General features: G+C 33.0%; 18 protein-coding genes and 1 rRNA gene. 13 read left to right on the top strand and 6 right to left on the bottom strand.

Going from position 1 to position 19051, the window contains the following annotated elements:
• Positions 1-61: 61 nt before the first annotated feature.
• Entirely contained in the window at positions 62-1459 is a 1398-nt protein-coding gene (locus tag LBV24_RS05930; protein WP_224477682.1) for a PQQ-dependent sugar dehydrogenase, read from the top strand.
• Positions 1460-2173, top strand: coding sequence for an SAM-dependent methyltransferase (locus tag LBV24_RS05925; protein WP_224477681.1), 714 nt, complete (start codon positions 1460-1462; stop codon positions 2171-2173). It abuts the gene before it with no gap.
• A gap of 1 nt (position 2174) precedes the next feature.
• Here the strand turns inward: LBV24_RS05925 and LBV24_RS05920 are convergent, their stop codons facing one another.
• The 5 genes from LBV24_RS05920 to dapF form a co-directional block, all read right to left on the bottom strand.
• Positions 2175-2837: a peptidoglycan-binding protein LysM gene (locus tag LBV24_RS05920; RefSeq protein WP_224477680.1), complete on the bottom strand. Its 663-nt coding sequence runs from the start codon at positions 2835-2837 to the stop codon at positions 2175-2177.
• Between the two features lie 115 nt (positions 2838-2952).
• Entirely contained in the window at positions 2953-3861 is a 909-nt protein-coding gene (locus tag LBV24_RS05915; protein WP_224477679.1) for a DUF2279 domain-containing protein, read from the bottom strand.
• A gap of 1 nt (position 3862) precedes the next feature.
• Positions 3863-4909, bottom strand: coding sequence for an endolytic transglycosylase MltG (gene mltG / locus LBV24_RS05910; RefSeq protein ID WP_224477678.1), 1047 nt, complete (start codon positions 4907-4909; stop codon positions 3863-3865).
• A 3-nt stretch (positions 4910-4912) separates the two neighbouring features.
• On the bottom strand, positions 4913-5440 hold the full coding sequence (locus tag LBV24_RS05905; protein ID WP_224477677.1) for a GNAT family N-acetyltransferase: 528 nt from the start codon (positions 5438-5440) through the stop codon (positions 4913-4915).
• A complete protein-coding gene (gene dapF / locus LBV24_RS05900; RefSeq protein ID WP_224478218.1) occupies positions 5434-6213 on the bottom strand; it encodes a diaminopimelate epimerase in 780 nt (259 codons plus the stop codon). The genes LBV24_RS05905 and dapF overlap by 7 nt, the downstream gene beginning before the upstream one ends.
• Positions 6214-6362: 149 nt before the next feature.
• Between dapF and LBV24_RS05895 the strand changes: the two genes are divergently transcribed.
• From LBV24_RS05895 to LBV24_RS05845, 11 genes are all read left to right on the top strand, one after another.
• Positions 6363-7772 (top strand): trypsin-like peptidase domain-containing protein, encoded by a 1410-nt coding sequence (locus LBV24_RS05895; protein WP_224477676.1) that lies wholly within the window; start codon positions 6363-6365, stop codon positions 7770-7772.
• 135 nt (positions 7773-7907) lie between these two features.
• The gene (locus tag LBV24_RS05890) at positions 7908-9356 is read left to right on the top strand and encodes a glyceraldehyde-3-phosphate dehydrogenase (RefSeq protein WP_224477675.1); all 1449 of its coding nucleotides are present in this window, start codon (positions 7908-7910) and stop codon (positions 9354-9356) included.
• A gap of 195 nt (positions 9357-9551) precedes the next feature.
• On the top strand, positions 9552-10181 hold the full coding sequence (locus tag LBV24_RS05885; RefSeq protein ID WP_224477674.1) for a tRNA (guanine-N1)-methyltransferase: 630 nt from the start codon (positions 9552-9554) through the stop codon (positions 10179-10181).
• Positions 10182-10262: 81 nt separating this feature from the next.
• Positions 10263-10955, top strand: coding sequence for a tRNA (guanosine(37)-N1)-methyltransferase TrmD (gene trmD / locus LBV24_RS05880; RefSeq protein ID WP_224477673.1), 693 nt, complete (start codon positions 10263-10265; stop codon positions 10953-10955).
• A 140-nt stretch (positions 10956-11095) separates the two neighbouring features.
• Positions 11096-11446: a 50S ribosomal protein L19 gene (rplS, locus tag LBV24_RS05875; protein WP_224477672.1), complete on the top strand. Its 351-nt coding sequence runs from the start codon at positions 11096-11098 to the stop codon at positions 11444-11446.
• A 285-nt stretch (positions 11447-11731) separates the two neighbouring features.
• A complete protein-coding gene (locus tag LBV24_RS05870; protein ID WP_224477671.1) occupies positions 11732-11902 on the top strand; it encodes a hypothetical protein in 171 nt (56 codons plus the stop codon).
• 363 nt (positions 11903-12265) lie between these two features.
• Positions 12266-14485: an NADP-dependent isocitrate dehydrogenase gene (locus LBV24_RS05865; RefSeq protein ID WP_224477670.1), complete on the top strand. Its 2220-nt coding sequence runs from the start codon at positions 12266-12268 to the stop codon at positions 14483-14485.
• A 67-nt stretch (positions 14486-14552) separates the two neighbouring features.
• The gene (locus LBV24_RS05860) at positions 14553-16928 is read left to right on the top strand and encodes a TonB-dependent receptor (RefSeq protein WP_224477669.1); all 2376 of its coding nucleotides are present in this window, start codon (positions 14553-14555) and stop codon (positions 16926-16928) included.
• 3 nt (positions 16929-16931) lie between these two features.
• Positions 16932-17747: a DUF4249 family protein gene (locus LBV24_RS05855; RefSeq protein ID WP_224477668.1), complete on the top strand. Its 816-nt coding sequence runs from the start codon at positions 16932-16934 to the stop codon at positions 17745-17747.
• 78 nt (positions 17748-17825) lie between these two features.
• Complete coding sequence (murQ, locus tag LBV24_RS05850) at positions 17826-18638, top strand: N-acetylmuramic acid 6-phosphate etherase (RefSeq protein WP_224477667.1); 813 nt, start codon at positions 17826-17828, stop codon at positions 18636-18638.
• Complete coding sequence (locus LBV24_RS05845) at positions 18625-18864, top strand: DUF6095 family protein (RefSeq protein ID WP_224477666.1); 240 nt, start codon at positions 18625-18627, stop codon at positions 18862-18864. The genes murQ and LBV24_RS05845 overlap by 14 nt, the downstream gene beginning before the upstream one ends.
• A 106-nt stretch (positions 18865-18970) precedes the next feature.
• Here LBV24_RS05845 and rrf read toward each other — a convergent pair.
• Positions 18971-19051: ribosomal RNA gene (gene rrf / locus LBV24_RS15370) — 5S ribosomal RNA — on the bottom strand; the annotation flags it as partial.

The following is a 19051-nucleotide window of genomic DNA, read 5'->3' as shown; positions in this document are numbered from 1 at the left end:
AACCCTTTATTTAAATAATTTACTTTTTTGTAATTTAGTCTTAATCCACTAATTAGTTATAATGAAAATTTTAGCCTCTACAATTTGCCTACTTTTTAGCTTTTCACTGACAGCTCAAGAATTAGATATACAACTCTTTGCTCAAAACTTCGATAGACCTGTAAATATTAAACACGCAGGCGATGACAAATTATATGTTGTTGAACAAGATGGTTATATTAGAGTTGTTAATTCCGACGGTTCTGTCGAAGCAACCCCTTTTTTAAATATTGACTCTAAAGTCATAAACTTCGGGAATGAAAGAGGTCTTTTGGGTTTAGCTTTTCACCCTAGTTATGCAAGTAATGGCTATTTTTACCTTAATTACATTAATAACTCAGGAAATACAGTAATCTCTAGATATAACAGAAGTGGCACAAATCCTTTAGTTGCAGATGCTTCTTCGGAGTTAATTATTCTAACTTATTCTCAACCTTTTTCTAATCATAATGGTGGTGACATGGCATTTGGACAAGATGGATATTTATATATTTCATCTGGAGATGGCGGTTCCGGTGGTGACCCACAAAACAACTCTCAAAATCTAACCAACTTATTAGGGAAAATTCTCAGAATTGACATAGACAATACTGAAAACGGAAATAATTATGCAATTCCTAGTGACAATCCTTTTCATGAAAGCGCTACTAGTAGCGAAGAAATTTGGGCTTATGGCTTAAGGAATCCCTGGAAGTTTTCGTTTGATCAATTAAATGGTGATATCTGGATTGCAGATGTAGGCCAAAATGCATATGAAGAGATTAATAGAGCGACCTCAACTGAGGCTGGTCTAAATTATGGTTGGCGATGCTATGAAGCTAACGCAACATACAACACTAGTGGATGCCCTGCTCCATCTACATTGACCTTTCCAGTTGCAGATTACAACCACAACAGCGGACAATTTAAATGCTCTATAACCGGAGGTTATAGATATCGAGGAAATATGTATGCAAATTTCAATGGACTTTACTTTTTTGCAGACTATTGTAGTGGCGAAATTGGTTACTTGGTTGAAAATGGAGCAAACTGGGATATGACACTTGTTGATTTTCCTGGAAATTGGGTAGCTTTTGGCGAGGATATAAATGGTGAACTTTATATCTCTGATATTTCTTCTGGCAACATCTATAAACTTATCGATACCTCCTTGAGTGTTGATGAATCTAGTTTTTCAGAAATGACTATTTATCCAAACCCAGCAACCAATCTAGTACAAATAGATTTCTCAAGAATTAATAGCAATGAAAACACTTACATCGAGATTTTCGATGTTCAGGGAAAGAAAATATTAAATGAATTACGCACCTCTGAAACCGTATTTGATCTTAACGTTTCAACTTTAAGTGCAGGTCTTTATTTAATAAAGTGTAGTACAGAAACAGGAAATGAATTTGTTCAAAAACTTATACTCGAATAAATGGACACCTACGGTAAATTATATCTTATACCCACTCGATTAGGAGATAATCCACCATTGGAAGTATTACCTATTTCTATTAAAAAAACAATTGAAGATATTGACAATTACATAGTAGAGAATGAAAAAACAGCTCGTAGATTCATAAAACGTGTAACACCAAGTAAATCACAACCTTCTCTTAAAATAAAAGTGTTGAATAAATACACAAGTATTGAAGAAAGAAACACATTTTTAAACCCCTGTCTTACAGGGATATCGGTAGGCCTTCTCTCTGAGGCAGGATGTCCTGCAATTGCCGACCCAGGAGCGGATATAGTTAGACTCGCTCATCAGATGAATATTAGGGTTGTACCTTTGGTGGGACCATCTTCCATAACTTTGGCATTAATGGCTTCCGGTATGAATGGTCAAAATTTTGCTTTTAATGGATACTTACCAATCGATAAAGCAGAACGTAAGTCAAAACTAAAATCCCTTGAGCGTATTTCTTCTGAACAGAACCAAACTCAGATTTTCATTGAAACACCTTACCGCAACAATAAGTTGTTAGATGATATGATTGCCATTTTGCAACCAAACACCAAGGTCTGTGTTGCTTGTGATATCACATTACCGACTGAATACATTAGAACAATGTCTGCTAAGGAATGGAAAAACAAAAAAGAAGACCTTCATAAAAGGCCTGCTATTTTTATACTTAAAAAGGATTAGATTAAATTCTTGCCTTTGCCTTTTTGTTTGGTTTCAATACTGAAGTATCGTAACCAGAAAACTTTTTCATATAATGCTTAACGGTAGAACCGTAGGCATCAGAAAAATTATGTCCACCATAGCTTCTTAAAAACTTTTTAACACTGCCTGGACCCGCTAAATGTGCTGCAGCCAAAATACCAGATTCTGTGATTTCAACTCCAGCAATTTGCTTACCTTCAAAACGTTTAATGTCTTTTCTTAGAATCCACTTATTACGTTCTGCATTTGCAACAAAAGCCTTTTCTTGAAGTTCTGGGTTGTGCAAAAAGCTATTTGGCCTATAAATACCAATGGTCTTAAGAGTTTCAGAACCAAACTGATATTTACCTAAGTATCCAAGTGTGTTTACCGTGAAGTAATCTCCCCTAGACTCTTTAAAGGCTATGGCTTCTTTAAATCCTTCAAATGATTTTCCTAGAAATGGTGTAAAGATAGTTTGCTCATTCTCAATATCATTAAAATGAGAATTCATAGCTATATCTTCTTTTATATTATAGTCTAGTTCTAATCCCTTAGTAGAGTACTTATCAGGATTTAATTTAGAATCTGGGTATAAAGCTAATGCTATTACAAAACAGATTGAAAATGGTAAAACAATACTTTTAACTTTATTCTTAACCATATAAGCTAATTTCTTAGTAAAATTTATTCCCCAATTCTTTTTACTAAATCGGCTGCAAATTTACGACTTTTTTTTATTTTCTGAAAATCAACGTGTTAAGGTTTGTTAACGTTCATTAAAAGTAGATATAATGGAACTTTAAACGACCTTCACTATTAAGCTCTATTGTTGGAAAAGGTATCTTAATTATGTTTAAAACGTCAAATATGGTATTTAGGAGGTGAGAATTTGTTTTAATTCTAGTTAAATCAATATCTAAACTGAGGTAATACTGCCTAACTCTATTTTGATTTGAAAATAATGGATCCATTGGATCTCCAGTCAGCATACCATCGGCACCATAACCAAATGCTAAATTGAGCCAATTTGGGATTTTTTCAGTCTTTAAAAATGAATTGATATTCGCACTTAACCAATAGGTCTGTCCATTATAATCTTTTAAAACTTCCTCAAAAATACCATCGCCCAAAACATCAGGTCTTTGATTAGCATAATTGGTAGTATGGAATGAATATTTCAATACAATTCTTTGATCCTTCCATAATAATTCCTGACCTACATAAAGCCCTGTTCCTACAACATTTGCTGCCATATCAGACCATGAAAATCCCCATTCATCAGAGAAACCGTCCATTATTTCAACAGCAGTTAAAAAACCCAATCCAAGAGTTGATCCATAAATTAACTGATCATTATTACTAACTCCTGCCCAATTCAAGGTATTTGCACCCAACCTACCCAATTGATATGAAGAATAAAAATGGCCAAGTTTATCCATCTGCAACCAATCTTCACTGTCATTAACTGTTTTGAAATTAGATCTTGGGTAATCAGCATACCACAATTCGTTTAGACCTATCAATGATATTGACGCCAATGATGCTTCTGTTATTATCACTGAATTTCTTCTAGAAATATTAAGTGAATCACTAGGCTTTAAGAAATTGGCATTATCTGACTGAGAATAACTGCAAAACGTAAAACAGGTTAAAAGATAAACTAGAATTACATTGAGTTTAAACATATTACTTGTTAATACCTTGAGATGACAAGTATCTTTGATATTCTCTGGCATTGTTATTATGCTGCGCAAGCGTCTTGGCAAACTTATGATAACCAAGCTTTTTCGCATCAGCCGCAAAATAAAGATAGCTATGCTTTTCAGCATTAAGCACAGCATTAACAGCAGATAAATCTGGCATTGCAATTAATCCAGGAGGTAAACCACGATTCTTATACGTATTATATGGTGAATCTATTTCCTTATGCACATTTAATACCCTTCTAATAACTGTATTCTTATATTTAGGCAGTTTGTAAGCAGCAAATTTTAGTGTAGGGTCAGCTTGCAAGGGCATCCCTATTCTTAATCTATTTAAGTAAACACCTGCAACTCTTGGTTGTTCATCTTTTTTCTTAGATTCTTCATGCACAATAGATGCAAGGGTAATTACATCATTAGGTGATAAATTTAAAGCCTTTGCTTTTGCTATTTTAGAGTCATTCCAAAAACGCTTATACTCAGAAAGCATTTTATCCCTAAACTGATCAGCAGAAGTATTCCAATAAAATTTATAACTATTGGGCATATACATTCCTAATGCATTTTCTAAAGTGAATCCATTTACCTCTAAAAACGTTTCATCTTTCATGGACATAAGTAATGAAGCACTATCAGCTTCAATTTGAGTACTTATTCTTCCAGCTAAAGCCTCTAGGCTATTTTGATTATTAAATGAGGCGACAACTTCTAAACCCTTACCAATACGAATGGAATTGATTATGTCATTATTATTCATTCCATTTTTAATAGCAAATTTACCAGACTTAATATTTGAAGTATATTTTTTTTGTTTTGCAAGGGCATCAAAACTATTTATATCCTTAAGAATAGGTTCAAGCTGTAATCTTACGTCATTATAGTTAGCATCTGTTGGTATGTATATATATGCTACATCATTATTAAATGCTGTATTTGGCTCAAACATGGCTCCGTAAACATAATACGCTATAATGCCGAATATAAAAAGTCCTATTAAAGCAATTGCCCAAAGAATTTTCTTTATGTACATGAATTAATTATTTATTCGTTGTAAAATGTATTCGTTCGTGTATATCACCCCATCAAACCGCCAATCTTTCTTCAATCCAATAATTTCAAAACCATTAGTTTCAAATAATTTTAAACTAGCCAAATTATTCTCTGAAATATTTGCATAAACCTGCTTTAAATGCAACGCTTTAAAACAATAATTCATAAGCAAATTTAATGACTCTTTACCAACACCTTTACCTCTATTAGACTCGTCCTTAATTAATATCCCCAATCCTGCTCTATTATGAATTGGATTAAAATCATACAAATCAATTAAACCTAGAAGTTCATTGGTTGAATTTTCGCAAATTGCCAACCGAAGTTGTTTTGCTTCAAAAATATCTTGTTTAGCATTTTGTAGATATTCTTTTATAATGTAACGGGAATATGGTTGCTTAGTATCACTTAATTCCCAGAAACTTGTATTGTTTTCTATACTATAAACAAATTCCAAATCTTCTGGTTCTAAAGCTCTTAAATAAATATTATTTCCTTTAAGACTTACCATACTAACTCTCCTTTAAATACTTGCTTGGCCGGACCTATAAGCCAAATATCATCGTAACCGTTTGCATTTGATTGAAAACTAACTTTAAGGTCACCACCTGGTGTTTTTAAAGTAAGCTGATTTTCATTAGCAAGCTTTTTTGAATACATAGCCAAGGCAACTGCAGTTACACCAGTACCACACGATAAAGTTTCATCTTCAACACCTCTCTCATAAGTTCTAACAGAAAACGTATTATTTGTTATTTGCTCTACAAAATTAACATTACTGCCAGGTGTATAGTAGGGTTCACCATATCTGATTTTTGCACCATTTTGTTTTACGTCATAGTCTTTTAAATTTCTAACAACTTCAACATGATGTGGAGAACCTGTATTTAAAAACACATGATTTGGATGAAGTTCAACATCTTCAACTTTCCTCATTTGAAGGTGAACAATATCATCTTTTATTTTGGCATGATGTATCCCATCAATTGCATTAAATGCAGTCTCATTATCAATAATGCCTAAAAACTTAGCAAATGCAGTTATACATCTCCCACCGTTTCCACACATACTACTTTCATTGCCATCTGCATTGAAATATACCATCTTAAAATCTGAAATTTCGTCATTCTCTAACAAAATAAACCCATCAGCTCCAATGCCAAAACGTCGGTCGCAAAATTCTTTAATCCGTTTGGTATTATTTTTGTCAACTTTATTTTGCCGGTTATCAATGATAATAAAATCATTTCCCGTGCCTTGATATTTGTAAAAAGTAGTTGTCATATACCATGCAAATATAAGAATTAAAGGAAGTAATCTGTCTTGATGATTGAGCTTTAAAAATGACGTTAAATAGTAGTTAAAATTAATTTTGAATTTCAATAAATCAATATTTTTAATCGTTGAATAGTTAAACTTTAATCTGAAAAATTATGAAGAAGATAGCAACATTAGTATGTGTTTCGGTTTTAGGTGGCCTATTAACCCTTGGTGGATATAAACTTTTAATTGAAGATGACATAAAACCTGTTGTGGTGAATGAATCACCTGAAATTCCAATTTACATACCAACAAATACAAACACCACAAACGTCGCAAGTATGGTTGCTCCAAGTTTTGTTGAAGCAGCCGAAAAATCTCTTGATGCAGTGGTACATGTTAAAAATACTGCAATTGTTTCCGCTCCTATGACTATGTACGATTTATTCTCAGGTAGAAATAGCGAAAGAGCTCAAGTAGGAACTGGTAGTGGAGTAATCATATCACCTTCAGGATACATTGTTACAAATTATCATGTGATTAAAAATGCTAACGACATTAGTATTACGCTAAATAATAACAAAGTATATACTGCAGAACTTGTAGGTTCTGACGAAGCTACTGACATTGCGCTAATAAAGATTGAGACTGAAGAAGAATTGCCATTCCTTGCATTCGGTGATTCTGATAATGCAAAAATAGGAGAATGGGTTTTGGCTGTTGGTAATCCATTTAACCTTAACTCAACTGTAACAGCAGGAATTATTAGTGCCAAGTCCAGAGATCTAACAGGACAAAACGTACAATCGTTTATCCAAACTGATGCCGCAGTAAATCCAGGTAATTCTGGAGGAGCATTAGTAAACACAAATGGTGATTTAATTGGTATTAATACCGCTATATCATCAAGAACAGGCTCTTATATTGGCTATTCATTTGCCGTACCTAGTAATATTGCTAGAAAAATTGTTAATGATATTATGGAGTACGGAAACGTACAAAATGGAATTCTAGGTGTTGTTGGCGGTGCATTAAACAGTAAAGCAGCAGAACAATTAGGAGTTGATATGACTGAAGGGTTTTATGTTAGTGAGGTACAAGAGGAAACAGGTGCTGAAAAAGCTGGTATTCAATCAGGAGATATAATAAGAAAGGTAGACAATGTTGAAATTAATAAGTTCTCTGATTTAACTGGCTATCTTAAAACTAAAAGTCCTAATGACATAGTAAACGTTACACTTATAAGAGATGGAGGCGAAGAAATTTTACCGGTTACTTTATTGAAGCCTTCAATTACATTATTACAGACAATTGGTTATGTAAAAAATGCATCAGAAGAAGACCTTAAACGCTATAATATTGATTACGGTGTGAAGATTTCAGAATTTTATGAGGATAACTACAAAGATTATTGGAATAAAAATGGTGTTGAGGAAGGTAGTATCGTGACAAAAATCAATGGTAAAAAACTATACTCGGTTGATGATGTCCAAAATGCATTGAAAACCAGAGGATATAATGAACCTCTTCAAATTGAAGTTATTAATAACGAAGGAGAGAAAACGGTATATAATTTCAGATAAATTCATAATTTATTACTAAAATCACCCTTTAAAGAGCAATTCTTTAAAGGGTTTTTATTTTCGACAAAATGTGTTACGAAAACGTTTGAAATATGTATTTTTGCCGCGAAATCTAAATCACTAAACCAAAACAAAATGGGTTTTAACGACACTTACGAAAAAGAGTTGGCCTTTCAAGCAGATCGTCGCAGAGCAACGGTAGAATTTATTAAAATCATTACAGATTTATGGTACGACAAATCCATAGAAATTGTTCTTTTCAGAAATCAGCTTATAGACAAAAATGTTAGCGAGATTCTTAACCTGCATGAATATGCTGGTGAATTTGTACAAAAACCAATTTCTATTTTTGATTCTGTTGAGATAGCTCAGGCTATTAGTAAATTAAATATTCCTCCAGCAAAACTAGATATTGGTAAACTTACATACGAGTATCACATGGAAGATCAAAAGTATGGCAATGCAACCGCTTTTGTTTCTGCAAAACTCAAGGAATCAAAAAATAACAATGCAATTGAACCAAAAGATGTTGTTCTATATGGTTTTGGAAGAATTGGACGATTAGTTGCAAGAGAATTAATGACAAGAACCGGATCTGGTAGTCAATTACGATTAAGAGCAATTGTTACTCGCGGTGAAATAACTCAAACTGTTTTAGAAAAAAGAGCATCATTACTAAGAAATGATTCTGTACACGGTGACTTTTCTGGTATAGTAACAACTGATATTGATAATAATGCTCTAATCATCAATGGTACGACCGTAAATATTATTTCTGCAAACGCACCAATAGAAATAGATTATACAAAATACGGCATTAAAAATGCGCTTGTTATAGATAATACAGGTGCTTTCAGAGACAAAAAAGCACTTGGCAGACACTTAAAAGCAAAGGGTATAGACAAAGTGCTACTAACTGCACCTGGTAAAGGTATTCCAAATATCGTTCATGGTGTAAACCACAAAGAACACGATCCTGATAAAGTTAAAATCTATTCGGCCGCTTCATGTACTACCAATGCCATTACACCAGTTCTAAAAGCAATTGAAGACTCGTTCGGAATTAAGTCAGGGCATTTGGAGACTATTCATGCTTACACTAACGATCAAAATCTGGTAGACAATTTTCATAAAAAATATAGAAGAGGAAGAGCTGCTGGTTTAAACATGGTTATTACGGAGACTGGTGCAGGCCAAGCTGTCAGTAAAGCGTTACCATCTTTAGATGGCAAATTAACATCTAATGCCATAAGAGTTCCTGTACCAAACGGTTCTCTAGCAATTTTAAATTTACAGTTGGATAAGAAAACTTCGTTGGAAAGTTTAAACACAATTATGAAAAAATATGCTCTTGAAGGTGATTTGGTAGAGCAGATTAAATATGAAATGAGCGATGAATTGGTATCAACTGATATTGTAGGGAGCTCAGCACCATCAATATATGATAGTAAAGCCTCTATCGTTAGAAAAGATGGAACTAATATTATACTTTACGTATGGTACGATAATGAATACGGATACAGTCATCAAGTTATTAGATTAGCAAAATATATTTCAAAAGTAAGACGCTACGCTTATTACTAGGATAACGATAAAATTTAAAATGGTCTTACTTTGTAAGGCCATTTTTTTTGCAAAACATCCATATTTTATAATTGTATCGTATATAACGAAAGTTGAAAATATAGTTGAATTTTTGTTTTTAATATATTCATTAAATGCTATTAAAATTACTATATTGGCACATAATTAAACCTAACAAAACCAAAATACATTAAGATGAGATTCTTAACCAAAGTCGCTGTTTTACTGATTGTTACATTTAGTTTCCAAAATATTTACGCTCAAACAAATACAGCACAACCTCAAGAAGAGCAACTATCTTTAAACAGTGGTACAATTGACAGTCAATTTGAATATATATTTAAAAAATCTGGAAATTTCAAAGGTGTAAATGGTCAAAAGTATGAGGCTGTTAAGTATACATCTTTACTTGCTCTTAAGGCACATGTATTAGATTCACTCAAAACCACTTATGCCAAATTGAATACTTCAGAGGAAACTGTTGAAAATCAAAAACAGGAAATAGAAAGTCTTAAGAGCCAGCTACAAAATACTCAAACAACATTAGGCGAAACAGAAGCAGAAAAAAACAGTATGGCATTATTTGGTATGCAGTTAGGCAAAACCAACTATAATGTTTTAATGTGGAGTATAGTTGCTGCACTATTTGCGTTATTAATATTTTTCATTCTTAAATTCAAAGGAAGTAATTCGTTAACAAGAGCTGCTAAATTAAAGCTTGAAGAAGTGGAAGCTGAATTTGAAGAACATAGAAGAATTGCTTTAGAAAGAGAACAAAAAGTTAGACGTCAACTTCAAGACGAAATAAACAAAAACAAGGCTTAATTTTTATATAGCAAGTCTTTAATCCATAAATTAATAATTTTTGGGTTTTTCTTTCAACCTTATAAGTTGCATCTTTGCACTATGCGCATAGATATTATAACAGTTTTACCTGAATTATTAAAAAGTCCATTTGAAGCTTCAATACTAAAGCGTGCAATTGATGCCAAATTAGTTGAGGTTCATTTTCACAATTTGAGGGATTATACCACAGATAATTACAAATCTGTTGATGATTATCAATTTGGAGGTGGCGCAGGTATGGTTATGATGATAGAACCTATAGACAAATGCATCACGGCACTTAAAGAGCAGAGGGGCTATGATGAGATAATCTATATGACACCAGATGGTGAAAGACTAAGTCAAAGTATTGCAAACCAAATTTCATTAAAAAAGAATATTATAATCCTTTGTGGTCATTACAAAGGAGTGGATCAAAGAGTTAGGGATACTTTTATCACTAGAGAAATTTCAATTGGTGACTATGTACTGTCCGGCGGAGAACTTGGAGCCGCTGTGTTATGCGATGCGATAATAAGACTTATTCCTGGAGTTTTAGGCAATGAAACCTCTGCCCTCACTGATTCTTTTCAGGATAACTTATTGGCACCACCAATATATACGCGACCTAGAGAATATAAAGGTATGAAAGTGCCTGAAGTATTGTTTAGTGGTAATTTTCCTAAAATAGAAAAATGGCGAGAAGAACAAGCATTCCAAAGAACAAAAGAAAGGAGACCTGATCTTATTAAGGACAATGAGCAACAGAATTAGATTTGTTTATTTAAGCCACAAAATCTTTTTACATTTCACTTTTCACTTCTAACTTTTTAATTATCTTTGCACCCAATTTTAGATTAACCTCTGGCGAAAATCGTGAATGTTGATTTAAAAGAACTATTAAAAAAAAGAAAATGAATTCTTTAGTAAAATTTGTACAAGACGAGTTTGTAACAAAAAAAGATTTACCAGAATTTAGTGCTGGTGATACTATTACAGTATACTACGAAATTAAGGAAGGAAACAAAACACGTACTCAGTTCTTTAAAGGTGTTGTTTTACAACGAAAAGGTTCTGGTACTTCAGAGACATTTACAATTCGTAAAATGTCAGGGACAATTGGTGTAGAGCGTATCTTCCCAGTTAATTTACCAGCGTTACAGAAAATAGAAGTGAATAAGCGAGGTAAAGTACGAAGAGCGAGAATATTCTACTTTAGAGGTCTTACTGGTAAAAAAGCAAGAATCAAAGAAGTTAGAAGATAAAACTTCAAAAATCATTTATAAAAAAGCCTTCAAAATTGGAGGCTTTTTTCGTTATTAACATTTGTTAATAATCTCGGTTTATAAGATGTTGATATAAAAACCGTTAAAATATTTGGAATTTCACAATAGAAATATACTTTAGCTAAACAATTAACAACAAACCTAGTTTGTGTTTTGAAAGTGATTTCAATAAGTGTTAAATTGTGATAAAGAAGTTCTTTATTTAATGAGATTGTTTTTTGAGATTGGTGAGTCGCTTGTGTAGGCAAGAAGGATGAGCAAATCATGAAGCTTAAGTGTTGTAGAATGTTCTGCAGTTTACAGGAGTTAAGTGGAAAGCTTGGAAAAAGTAATGGAATCGAAAGTGAACATGAAAAGGAAGAGCAATGTTTTAGACGTTGGCAAGCACGAAAGTGGGTGTTGAAAAAAGAAACATCAAGGAAAACGATTTTATGAGACGCAGTAGTATCAGGTCAATACATTTTGAAAGATGCGAAACGTTTCGTTGAAACGGAAACACTTGAACTGAAAAGGATGGTGGTGTAAACCATGTCAGCCGAGTTAGTGAAAGCTAAATAGGTCACGTTAGTACTGTTTCAAAGAAAAGCCATGTCAGATCAGTTTACTGTAGTGATATGGCTTTTTGTTTTTAAGAATATCCCTAATAACAAATAATTATTTTTTCTCCTTCCTTTTATTAATTCTACAAAAATTTATGTTATTGGTTAATAATCCTACACCAATAAAACTGAGGTATTTTTGTATATTTGCCCAACTTTAAAATGAGCTAAAATAAAATCAAAAATTTCACCTAATCTTATGACAAAATCAGCAAGGATTGTTTACACAAAAACGGATGAAGCACCAGCACTGGCAACTCGTTCATTTTTACCAATTGTAAAATATTTTACCAAATCTTCGGGAATTGAAATAGAAACAAAAGATATTTCACTAGCGTCAAGAATTTTAGCTGTATTTCCAAATTATTTAAATGACAATCAAAAAGTATCTGATGCATTGACTGAACTAGGTGAACTCGCAAAAAAACCTGAAGCAAATATTATTAAGCTACCTAACATTAGTGCTTCTATTCCACAGCTCAAAGATGCAATCGAAGAATTGCAAGCTAAAGGTTATAATCTGCCTGATTATCCTGATGAACCAGAAAACGATAAAGAAAAGGAAATCAAACAACGTTACGACAAAATTAAGGGTAGTGCCGTTAACCCAGTATTAAGAGAAGGAAACTCTGATAGAAGAGCACCTAAAGCGGTCAAGAATTTTGCGAAGAAGAACCCACATAGTATGGGTGAATGGTCTTCTGCTTCAAAAACACATGTTGCAACTATGTCACATGGAGATTTTGCACATAATGAAAAGTCGGCAACTATTGATACGTCAACTGCTGTAAATATTGTTCATACAGATACTCAAGGCAACACAACCATTTTAAAGAACTCAATTATATTGCTAGAGGGTGAAATAATCGATGCCACTGTAATGAATAAAAAAGCATTATTAGAATTCTTAGAAAGAGAAATCAATGATGCAAAAGACAAGGACGTACTTTTATCTCTTCACATGAAAGCGACTATGATGAAGGTATCTGACCCAATTATTTTTGGTCATGCAGTAAGAACTTATTTTAAAACATTGTTCGAAAAGCATGGGTCAACTTTTGAAAGTATAGGTGTTGATGTAAATAATGGGTTTGGGAATTTATTAGAAAAAGTTGAAGAGTTACCTGCAGATAAACGCATTGAAATTGAAAACGATATTAAACTAGCATTAGCCAACGGACCTGATTTGGCGATGGTAAATTCTGATAAAGGTATTACCAACCTTCATGTACCAAGTGATGTCATAATTGATGCGTCAATGCCTGCTATGATAAGAACGTCAGGTCAAATGTGGAATGCTGAAGGTCAACAACAAGATACTAAAGCAATAATACCGGACAGTAGTTATTCTGGTGTATATATTGCAACCATTGATTTTTGCAAGGAACATGGTGCTTTTGATCCAACCACAATGGGCACCGTTCCAAACGTTGGATTAATGGCTCAAAAGGCAGAAGAATATGGTTCTCATGATAAAACATTCGAAATTAAATCTAATGGTAAGGTCGAAGTTGTTGATTCGGATGGCAATGTACTAACAAGTCACAATGTTGAGTCAGGAGATATTTGGAGAATGTGCCAAGTAAAAGATGCACCTGTACAAGATTGGGTAAAATTAGCTGTAACAAGAGCTAAAGCTACCAATACGCCGGCAGTATTTTGGTTAGATAAAAACAGAGCACATGATACAGAGTTAATTAAAAAGGTAAATAATTATTTATCAGACCATGATACCTCAGAATTAGATATCAGAATATTATCACCCATTGAAGCTACAAACTTTACGTTAGAACGAGTAAAAAACGGTGAGGACACAATATCTGTTACAGGAAATGTATTGAGGGATTACTTAACTGATTTATTTCCAATTTTAGAATTGGGCACTAGTGCTAAGATGCTTTCAATAGTTCCTTTAATGAATGGTGGAGGCTTATTTGAAACGGGAGCTGGAGGATCTGCACCGAAGCACGTGCAACAATTTGTAACTGAAAATCATTTGAGATGGGACTCACTAGGTGAGTTTTTAGCACTAGCGGTTTCGTTAGACCACTTCGCTGATGTTAATAACAATGAAAAAGCAAGAGTTTTAGGCGAAGCACTTGATGATGCGACAGAAAAATTACTTGAGAATAAAAAAGGACCATCTCGAAAAGTCAACGAATTAGACAACAGAGGTAGTCACTTCTATTTGGCATTATACTGGGCTGAAGCGTTGGCAAACCAAGATTCTGATGCGAATTTAAAATCTGAATTCAAATCTTTATACAATGATCTCTTAAACTTTGAGTCTAACATTGTTGAAGAGCTTATAAATTGTCAAGGTGTTCCTGTCAATATAGATGGATATTATTACCCTGACGAAGCACTAGCAGATAAGGCGATGCGACCTAGCGAGAAATTAAACTCAATACTCAAATAAGATTAAACTTACGTTAAAAGAGCTTCATTAAAAATGAAGCTTTTTTATTTTTGCCAAAAATTGTTGCATGAGAAATAGACTACTTGGTCTAATATTACTTTTACTGTCATTTAGCCAGCCTATATTAGGACAAGAAAAATATACTTTAAGTGGCACTATTACAGACATTTCAAGTAATGAAACATTAATTGGTGTCAATATTCTAATTCCAGAAATTCAGTCTGGTACAATGACCAATGAGTATGGATTCTATTCAATTACCTTGCCTAAAGGCACATATGAAATCCAAATAAGTTACTTAGGATTTGAAACCATAAGCGAAACAATAAACTTAAATCAAAATATTAGCAAGAATTATAGATTAATTGAGTCTGCCGAAAGTTTAGATGAGATAGTAATAAAAGAAAACGTTGAGAAATTAAACATTAAAAAGCCTCAGATGAGTGTTAATGCCTTATCGATTTCTACAATTAAAAACATGCCTGTAGTTTTTGGGGAAGTTGATGTTATAAAATCTATAACCCTCTTACCTGGTGTTACAAATGCAGGTGAAGGATCTTCAGGATTCAATGTAAGAGGTGGTGCGGCGGATCAGAATCTAATTTTGTTAGATGAAGCCATTATTTTTAATTCTTCACATTTATTCGGCTTTTTCTCAGTTTTCAATCCAGATGCAATTAAAGATCTAAAACTTTATAAAGGAGGGATACCAGCAAAATACGGAGGAAGAGTATCCTCAGTATTAGATATATATCAAAAAGAGGGAAATAGTAACCAGTTTAAAATGAATGGTGGAATCGGATTGGTCTCTAGTAGACTATTAGCCGAAGGACCACTTAAAAAAGAAAAAGGTTCATTTTTATTTGGCGGAAGAAGCAGTTATGTTCATTTATTTTTACCCTTATTCGACTTAGATAACGTAGCTTATTTTTATGATTTAAACACTAAACTGAGTTATAAATTAAATGAAAACAATAGTATATTCCTTTCAGGATATTTTGGACGGGATGTATTTAGTATTCAAGACAGTTTTAAAAATACTTATGGAAATTCAGTTTTAAATTTTAGGTGGAATCATCTATTTTCAAGTAAACTTTTTTCTAATTTATCATTAATCTATTCAGATTATTATTATGGTTTAGATCTAAACTTTGTAGGCTTTGAATGGGAATCTGGCATACGGAATTTCAATGTTAAATACGACCTAAAGCATTATATAACCAATAAATTCAAACTAGAATATGGTTTAAATAGTATTTATTACAAGTTTAATCCTGGTGAAATCAATCCGAACACACCAGATTCAGGTATAAATCCATTTAAACTAATTGATAAATATGCTTTTGAAAATGCAGTTTATCTTGATGCAGAACATAAATTAAGTAATAGACTCTCACTAAGTTATGGAGCGCGTTTAAGTACGTTTCACAGACTTGGACAAGACGAATTAAACATTTATGAAAATGATAATCCCGTGATTTTTAATGAAGAACTTGGGATTTATGAAAAAGCTGAGCCCATTGGTACAGAATCATATAACCGTAATGATGTCATAGAGTCATTTGCTAATTTTGAACCGCGAATGGCAATGGCCTATCAACTAACCGAAAATTCATCTGTTAAAGCAAGTTATAACAGAATGTCTCAATATTTACATCTTTTATCAAATACTAATTCCCCTACTCCACTTGATGTTTGGGCACCTAGTGGCAAGTATATTAAGCCACAATTATTAGACCAGGTAGCTATAGGATATTTTAGAAACTTTAAGGATAATCAATTCTCATTAGAGGTTGAAACGTTCTACAAGACTATTGAAAATCGAATAGATTATACGGATGGGGCAAACTTAATTGCAAACAATGCTATTGAACAAGTAATTCTAAATGGTGAAGCAAGAGCATATGGTTTAGAAGTACTTCTAAGAAAAAACGAAGGGAGACTAAAGGGCTGGCTATCCTATACTCTTTCTAAATCCGAACAAAGAACACCTGGTAGAACACCAATAGAAACTGGAATTAATAATGGCGAATGGTACAATACACCTTATGATAAAACACACGATATTTCCTTAACAGCGAGCTATGAATTAAATGATAAGTGGCGCCTAAATTCTAATTTTGTTTTTCAAACCGGTTTACCTGTAACATTTCCTAATGGGCAGTACGAATATAATGGAATTGTTGTTCCAAAATTTGAAGCTAGGAATTCAAGCCGATTACCTGCATACCATCGCTTGGATTTTTCAATAAATTATAACCCAAATCCCAATAATCAAAAGAGATTCAAAGGAGAATGGGTATTTGGTATTTATAATATATATAATAGACGTAACGCGGTTAATATTCAATTCAGAGAAAATAGAACGACTGGTGTTAATGAAGCACTCAGACTATCTCTATTTGGAATTGTACCTTCAGTATCATACAATTTTAATTTCTAAATAATGAAAAAGATTTTTTTATTACTAATATTTATAAGTCCTTTTTTTAGTTGTGAAGATGTAATTGATGTTGAATTAAACGAATCGGAACCACGCTTAGTCATTGAGGCCTCTATTAATTGGTTTAAAGGAACTCAAGGTAATGAGCAATCTATAAAACTTTCTCTATCCGCTCCATTTTTTGAAGAAAATGTCCCGCCTGCAAGTGGTGCCGTAGTACAGGTTTTCGATTTAAACAATAATACTTTTGATTTTATTGAAGACGGCAATACTGGCATTTATAGAAACGACAATTTTATTCCAGTTCTAGATGCTGTTTACACACTTAATGTGCTATATAATAATGAGCTTTACACTGCCACAGAGAATTTCAAATCTGTTGTTCCTATTGAATTTGTTGAGCAAACAAATGATGGTGGGTTTTCAGGAGAAGATATAGAACTTAAAGCTTTTTACACAGATCCAGTTAGCATTGAAAACTTTTATTTCTTTGAATTTTTAAGCGATATTTCAGTAGTGCCAAATTTAGAAGTTTATGAAGACCGTTTCACAGATGGAAACCAAATTTTTGGTTATTACACAGAGGAAGATTTAGAGTCAGGTGATATTGTTACCATCAGAAACTATGGTATTTCAGAGCGATTTTATGAATATATGTTCATTTTACTGCAGCAAGGTACAGAAGAAAATGGAGGCCCATTTGAGACTCAACCGGCCACAGTCCGAGGAAATTGCATAAACCAATCAAACCCAGATAATTTCCCTTTTGGTTATTTTAGATTATCAGAGGTTGATGAGTTCGTCTACACAGTTCAATAAAAAATAATTATTACTTTTTATAAAAGTTACCCAATAGGAAGTTAAATCATCATTGCTAAAATTCATTACCTTTATTACATGGATTTTACTAAAACAACAGAACAAGATTCTTATTACAATAATCTCGAACAAATGACTGTAAATGAGATTATTACAAACATGAATAACGAGGATAAATCTGTTCCACTTGCAGTTGAAAAAGTACTACCATCTGTGGAGATCTTAATAACACAAGTTATAAATAAGTTAGAAAGAGGTGGACGCTTATTCTATTTAGGAGCTGGGACTAGTGGGCGATTAGGAATTTTAGACGCCTCAGAATGCCCGCCAACATTTGGAGTTCCTCATGGACTTGTAATAGGATTAATAGCAGGTGGAGATTCTGCCATTCGAAAGGCTGTTGAATTTGCAGAAGATTCTCAAACACAAGGATGGAAGGATTTAAATGATTATAATATTAATGCAAATGATATTGTAGTAGGAATTGCGGCTTCAGGAACTACCCCATATGTTGTACATGCACTAAACGATTGTAATAATAATAATATAGCTACTGGATGTATTACATGTAATGTTGGTAGCCCACTCTCTAAAGTTGCCAAATATCCTATCGAGGTTATTGTAGGACCAGAATTTCTTACTGGAAGTTCTAGAATGAAAGCTGGAACAGCTCAAAAACTTATTTTAAATATGATAACTACGGCAGCAATGATAAGACTAGGCAAAGTAAGAGGTAATAAAATGGTAGATATGCAACTTAGCAATGATAAATTAGTTGACAGAGGTGTCAAAATGATTATGAAGGAACTAATGATCTCCCAAAACGAAGCAGAATCTCTATTAAATAAATATAAAAGTGTTAGAAAAAGTATTGATCATGGAAGAAAATAATAGAACTGACAAGGAAATATTGACTAAAGGAATAAAACGATTAATAATTTGTTTATTACTGATGTTTGCAGGCCCAACACTTTTACATATTTCATTTAGCAATGATGATAAACCACTTTTCATCCCATTACTTATAGTATCATTAATTATTTGCATTATGGCAATTTTTTTTCTTTTTTCGGGGATTAACACCATAATCAATAGTATGTTTCAATCTAAAAAATAAGATTTAATTCAGAAGAACAAACCAAATTGGTTTTAAGAGCAGGATCGTACGATTAAAAAAAAGGCATAAAAAAAAGGCCCTTTGCAAAACATCAAAGGGCCTTCAAGAAAGGCGGCGACCTACTCTCCCACAGAAAGCAGTACCATCGGCGCTAACGGGCTTAACTACTCTGTTCGGAATGGTAAGA

The organism is Winogradskyella vincentii, from assembly GCF_020166345.1.
Taxonomy (GTDB): domain Bacteria; phylum Bacteroidota; class Bacteroidia; order Flavobacteriales; family Flavobacteriaceae; genus Winogradskyella; species Winogradskyella vincentii.
This window is presented reverse-complemented; position numbering and strand designations above follow the sequence as displayed.